Annotated in this window: 6 protein-coding genes; 4 read left to right on the plus strand and 2 right to left on the minus strand. The window is 35.6% G+C overall.

What is annotated here, in order from left to right; genetic code table 11:
* Positions 1 to 251: 251 nt before the first annotated feature.
* Positions 252 to 1,670 carry an alpha-galactosidase gene (locus ACH2CJ_RS14450; RefSeq protein WP_394993652.1) on the plus strand — a complete coding sequence of 473 codons (1,419 nt, stop codon included), beginning with the start codon at positions 252 to 254 and terminating at the stop codon, positions 1,668 to 1,670.
* A 16-nt stretch (positions 1,671 to 1,686) separates the two neighbouring features.
* On the opposite strand, the gene ACH2CJ_RS14455 is transcribed toward ACH2CJ_RS14450, so the two are convergent.
* Positions 1,687 to 2,439 (minus strand): AraC family transcriptional regulator, encoded by a 753-nt coding sequence (locus tag ACH2CJ_RS14455; RefSeq protein ID WP_394993653.1) that lies wholly within the window; start codon positions 2,437 to 2,439, stop codon positions 1,687 to 1,689.
* Positions 2,397 to 2,633, minus strand: coding sequence for a hypothetical protein (locus ACH2CJ_RS14460; protein WP_394993654.1), 237 nt, complete (start codon positions 2,631 to 2,633; stop codon positions 2,397 to 2,399). The genes ACH2CJ_RS14455 and ACH2CJ_RS14460 overlap by 43 nt, the downstream gene beginning before the upstream one ends.
* A 71-nt stretch (positions 2,634 to 2,704) precedes the next feature.
* On the opposite strand from ACH2CJ_RS14460, the gene ACH2CJ_RS14465 reads away from it, so the two are divergent.
* The 3 genes from ACH2CJ_RS14465 to ACH2CJ_RS14475 are packed head-to-tail and all read left to right on the plus strand — an operon-like array spanning position 2,705 to position 5,773.
* Positions 2,705 to 4,138 (plus strand): alpha-galactosidase, encoded by a 1,434-nt coding sequence (locus ACH2CJ_RS14465; RefSeq protein WP_394993655.1) that lies wholly within the window; start codon positions 2,705 to 2,707, stop codon positions 4,136 to 4,138.
* A 5-nt stretch (positions 4,139 to 4,143) separates the two neighbouring features.
* Positions 4,144 to 4,893 carry a hypothetical protein gene (locus ACH2CJ_RS14470; protein WP_394993656.1) on the plus strand — a complete coding sequence of 250 codons (750 nt, stop codon included), beginning with the start codon at positions 4,144 to 4,146 and terminating at the stop codon, positions 4,891 to 4,893.
* A gap of 43 nt (positions 4,894 to 4,936) precedes the next feature.
* Positions 4,937 to 5,773: a phytanoyl-CoA dioxygenase family protein gene (locus tag ACH2CJ_RS14475; RefSeq protein WP_394993657.1), complete on the plus strand. Its 837-nt coding sequence runs from the start codon at positions 4,937 to 4,939 to the stop codon at positions 5,771 to 5,773.
* Positions 5,774 to 5,946: the final 173 nt, after the last annotated feature.

Genomic DNA, 5,946 nt, shown 5'->3' on the forward strand with positions numbered 1-5,946 from the left:
ATAACCGTTGTGATTACTTGGGAATTAGTTAGTTTTCGCCGTTTATCTAATTCTTTGTCATCTATTTTTAACAATAAATCATCAATAAAACAGTAAATTGCAATTGTAAAATCTTTCATCTATGAGGAAATTTTAAGTTTGGAAACCAAAATTACCACATTTTTGAAGGGTTTTACTTTTAAGATACTACGCAACTTACATTAAATAATGTACAAGCCATTTCTTATCGCCCTAATTTTTATCGGGGTAATTTGCTTTTTGCCCATGATAATGTAAGCGAAAATGGTATATTTATTCTGAAAGAAGCACCCACCTCAAATGTTCAATTGGCGTACCCCGGTAGCGATTTTTATACTGAATTTGGCAATTTTAAAGTAATTGGTGCAGGTTTAAATCCTTCAGATTTGCACCCATCAGAATGGCGACGTGGGTACGGATTTGCTACGGGCGTATACGCAGGAGAAGAGAATAATAGCTACATTGCCTTGCGAGAGTATCAGAAAAAAATAAGAATTCAGAAGCCTGGTAGAGATGAAATGGTACTGATGAATACTTGGGGCGATAGAGGTCAAGATAGTAGAGTAAAAGAAAAATTTGCTTTAGAAGAATTGGAAGCGGGAGCGAAATTGGGTATTACGCATTTTCAGTTAGATGATGGTTGGCAAACGGGGCGTTCGTCAAATTCTGCACAGAAAGGTGGTACGCTAACTAATATTTGGGACAATAAAAGTTATTGGGAACCCAATCCAGAAAAGTTTCCTAATGGACTTGAACCCATCATTAAAAAAGGGAAAGAGTTAGGAATTGAGATTTGTTTGTGGTTCAATCCGAGTAAGGATAATAGTAATCAACATTGGGAAAAAGATGCCAATGCACTGATTGGTTTCTATCAAAAATATGGTATTCGTACTTTCAAAATTGACGGGGTTAATTTACCAGATAAATTAGCGGAAGTAAATTTCAGAAAATTTTTAGACAAAGTTAGTTCAGAAACTAAAAACAATGTTGTTTTTAACCTTGATGTAACAGCTGGAAGGAGAGGCGGTTATCATTATTTGAATGAATACGGCAATATTTTTCTTGAAAATCGTTACACCGATTGGACAAATTATTATCCCTACACAACACTCCGTAATTTATGGACTTTATCGAAATATGTACCTGCTCAAAATTTTCAAATTGAGTTTTTGAACAAATGGAGAAACCTTGATAAATATCCTGCAAATGATATTTATGCACCAAAAAATTATTCATTTGATTACCTTTTTGCCATAACAATGTTTGCTCAACCTTTAGCATGGTTTGAAGGAACAGGCTTGCCCGCCGAGGCATTTGAAAGCAGTAAATTGATAAAAACATATAAAGAGCATAATACAAAAATTCATGCTGGTAAAATTTTTCCAATAGGAAATGAACCTGATGGAAAACAATGGACGGGTTTTCAATCAATCGGCAATGAGAAAGAAGGCTATATTTTAGTTTTCAGAGAAAATAACGTTGCATCTAAAAAAGCAGTCAAAACATGGTTGCCCGTTGGTAAGCGAGTGATTTTTAAGCCCATAGCAGGCAACGGTAAAGTCTTTGAAAGTCAGGTACTTGAAGAGGGGGAAATTATATTTGAATTAGCTAAAAAGAATAGTTTTGCTCTTTTTACTTATACAATTAAATAGTTGATTTTACGGTAGTTTATCCTTCTTTTTTACGATATTTCACTGGCGAAACTCCCATTTGCTGCTTAAATAATCTTGAAAAATAGAACGGGTCGTCAATCCCAATTTCTGATGCAACTTCGCCGATTCGTAGTTCGCTGAAATGAAGTAACTGACACGCCTTTTGAATCCTGAGATGATTAAAATACTCAATCGGTGCATAACCAGTATCTTGTTTGAATTTTCTTGAAAAAAAAGATACCGAAAGATGTGCCGATTGAGCAATATTATCCAGTGTGAGCGTAGTTGATAAATTTTGTTGCATAAACTTAATCGCTTTGTCAGTTGGGCTTATGTGTTGAACAATATTTTCGTTTTTTTGAAAATACTCCAATGAAATAAATGTGGCTAAATAATAGGGCAGGCTCAAGTTGGCAAAAAGCAGATTAGAAGTACTATATCCTTTCAATAATGTTGAATTCATCTGTCGAAATAAATTATTTCTTTCCTCCGAAAAACCTACCTGAATCGTCTCTACATTTACTTTATTGCCCATAATTGCCTTGAATACTTCATCGCAGTTAGTCCCTAAAAAGTGAAACCAATAAATTGTCCAAGGGTTTTGTGCATCTGCACCATAAGAATGAGGCGTGTTTTTGGGAATAATAAATACTTCTCCTGCATTTACCTTAATTTTCTCTTTTTGAAGTTGTACCCAACCTTCGCCGTCTGTACAATAAATAAAAATCACTTGTGAAATTCCTGTTGGTCGCTGATAATAATGATGCAAGGCTTTTGGAAAAAACCCATTCGGGCAATAAATAAGGAGCGAATCAATGCCGTTTTCTCACAACTTGCCGTTGCTACTTTTGGAATTTCAATGATTAATTCACCTTCAAATCCTCTGCTTTTTTGCATAATTGCTTTAATTATTAAAAATTTACCAAAAGTAAAATAATCCATGTTAATAATAAAATTATTCATTTTATATTTCTTGGAATAGCTGAACTTTGTATCAGTAAAGTACAAATAAATAATAGAAATTTTTTAAAATTATGAAAGAAAAGAAAGGGCTTTTTTGGAAGAGAAAAAAGATTTATTGGCCTAATTATCAATTACTTAGAAAAGAATTGCTTGCTCTTTATCTTTTTCTAAATCTTTTTATACTGAATTCGGTATTTGCTCAAGAACCTTTTGCTAAATGGACAAAAACCGAATTGATTTTAAACAACGGAATTGTCCAGCGAAATATCAAACTTCCTGTTTCAATGGGTAGTTTTGGTACAACTTCGTATAAACCCACAAGTGGGGAATTTAAGTATTTTGAGAAAAATAATTCTGAATTTCAATTTGAAATCAATAGCAAAGTTTATTCGGGTTTAAGTAATTGGAGTTTAGTTGGGATTCGAAAAACATCAGATACAAAAGCAGGAGAAGGTGCAAGTGTTATACTTTTGAGCCAAGATAGACTAATTGAAGTTACGCTGAAATATTTACTTTATCCTAATTCACCAGCGATTCGCAAAAGTCTGACTATCAATAATTTATCAAAAGAAAAGATTGTTTTAGAGTCGGTTGATATTGAGAAGTTTAGCGTGACAAACTATTATGCTACTACATTTAGTTGGATTTGCCATGATTACGGCAGAAGACGTTCAATCGGCCCTTATGATGGCAATATGCAAGACGCACTTTTGACGGTGCATAATAGCAATTGGAAACAAGGTATTGTGATTGGTAACGAAGCTGCGGGTGTAGTAAAACACACTTCGGTATTTTGGCAAGAATCGACGATTTGTGCTGGACTTACCCACAAAGATGCTCGTTTTCCTTTCAGAAAATACATCAACCCAAGCGAAGCATTTGAAACGCCTCAAGTATTTACGATGGTGTATAACAACCACAAAGACCCCAACGAAATACTCAATACAGCAGTACCAGATTTTGTGCGAAAACATTTGGGTATTCGTTTATCAGAGCTTTCACAAAAACCAACTTTCATTTATAACACGTGGGTACCATTTGGTAAAAATATCAATGAAAAATTAGTCATGGAATTGGCAAAAGCCGCCGCCGATGCGGGTATGAAGGAATTTATTATTGATGATGGCTGGGCAGATAATTATGGCGATTGGATTATTGATAAGAAAAAATTTCCAAATGGACTCAAACCTGTATTCGATTACATTAAATCGTTGGGAATGAAACCTGGCTTATGGGTAAGTGTTGGGAGTGCTTCGCCCGAAAGTAAAGTGTATCAAGCTCATCCTGAGTGGTTTGTATTAGACGAAAATCAAAATCCAGCAAACCTTCATGAGCCTGATTTGAAAATGCGTACGGCTTGTTTTGGCACGCCGTGGAAAGATTATATTAAAGATGTTTTGATGAAACTCGCCTTAGAATATGGTTTAGAATATTTGAAACTTGATTTTACGGTTGTTACAAGTCCCTACCGATTTGGCAATAAAATACTGGTTGTTATGCTATAAATCATTTGGGGCATCAAGATCAACATGAGTCATTCTATACAAATTATGAATCGGTCTGGAAGCTTTTCGATGAGTTACATGTTGCCAAACCCAACCTTTTTATTGACTGTACTTTTGAAACCATGGGCGGTTTACAACTCATTGACTATGCCATGCTGAAACATGCTGAAGGCAATTGGCTATCAAACTTTTACGGTCCACCCGACGAAAATCTTGACTTGCGAGTGCGAAACATGGCTTGGTGGCGTTCGCCCTCAATGCCTGCAACGGCTTTGGTCATTGGTAATCCTGAAATGCAAGATAAAGGATGGGAAATGCACATTAAGTCATTGGCGGGAGCTTTGCCAATTATGTTGGGCGACCCAAGAAAATTGTCGATTGCAGATTTGAAAAAATATAGAGCTTACGCTGATTGGTTACAAAAAATGACAAATAAGCATGATATCATGAGTTTCAGACAAGATTTAGCAGGATTTGGTGAACCGATGAACGGTATGTGGGACGGATTTCAACGCATCAATACTGAAACCCAATCGGGAGGAATTATTGGCGTTTTCAAACAAGGTGGTGTTGAAATGGAAAGATTAGTAACGATTAATTATCTAAATCCCGTAAAAGTATATACTATTAAAGAATCTATTTCTGGAAAAATCGTTGCCAATTCAACAGGTAAACAATTAGAAGAACGTGGGTTTAAAGTAATAATTATGAAGGAATATGGTGGTCAATTATTTGAAATAACAAGCCCCAAATAGGGTTTAAAATAATATATAATTTTAAAAATAACTAACGAAAATCATGGTAAAGCAATCATTAACGCCTGACCAAATTAAGGAGTATAATCAAGATGGATATTTGATTCTTAGAGGGTTTTTGAATCAAAAAGAGGTTTCAAAGCTGTATCAAATAGCAATTGATGACAAAGCTATGAGCAAAAACGCCATCAATGTTAATGACAGCACGGGCAAACGAAGCAAACTTTCGTTGTGGTATAAACCTGGCGATGATGTTTATGGGTTACTTACTCGAAGTGAAAGTTTGGTAAATTCTGTTGACAAATTGCTCGATGGCGATGCCGCTGTTTGCCATTTTCATTCAAAACTCATGCAAAAAGAACCAAAAGTGGGCGGTGCATGGGAATGGCACCAAGATTATGGCTATTGGTACAAAAACGAATTCCTTCTGCCCGACCAAATGATGTCGGTAATGGTAGCTATAACCGATGCCAACAAAGAAAATGGCTGTTTGCAAGTAATCAAAGGTTCGCACAAAATGGACAGAGTTGAACACGGTTTTGCGGGAGAACAAGTTGGTGCTTCACAAAGATATGTTGACTTGGCACTGCAAACTATGGATCTAGTATTTGTAGAAATCAAAGCAGGCGATATACTATTTTTTCACAGTAATCTTTTGCATCGTTCGGAAGCTAATTTGTCAGATCAAGCTCGTTGGTCGATGATTTCGTGCTATAATCGTGCTTCTAATATTGGTTATAACGAATCTACTTCAGACTCGGCAAGCATTACGCCGATTGATATTGTGCCAGACGAGGCTCTTTTAACTTGGAAAACGACTGGATTAGTTGAAGAAGGTGCCGGCTTTTTGGCGAAAGAGGCTGATATGGCTTTGAAATAAACATTTAAAATTTAATCAAAATGGTAGTAATTTCTCAAAAACACGCAAGCCCGATTATTGATAGATTTGAGTTCAATCAATCTTACGTTTATCTCTTGGTTGCTGTTTCGATTTTAGGTGGCATCTCGTTTGGGTTTAATTTGTTTGTTATTTCGAAGCCTCATGCAATTATT

This window comes from Emticicia sp. (genome assembly GCF_043780375.1).
In the GTDB taxonomy this organism is placed as follows: Bacteria; Bacteroidota; Bacteroidia; order Cytophagales; family Spirosomataceae; genus Emticicia.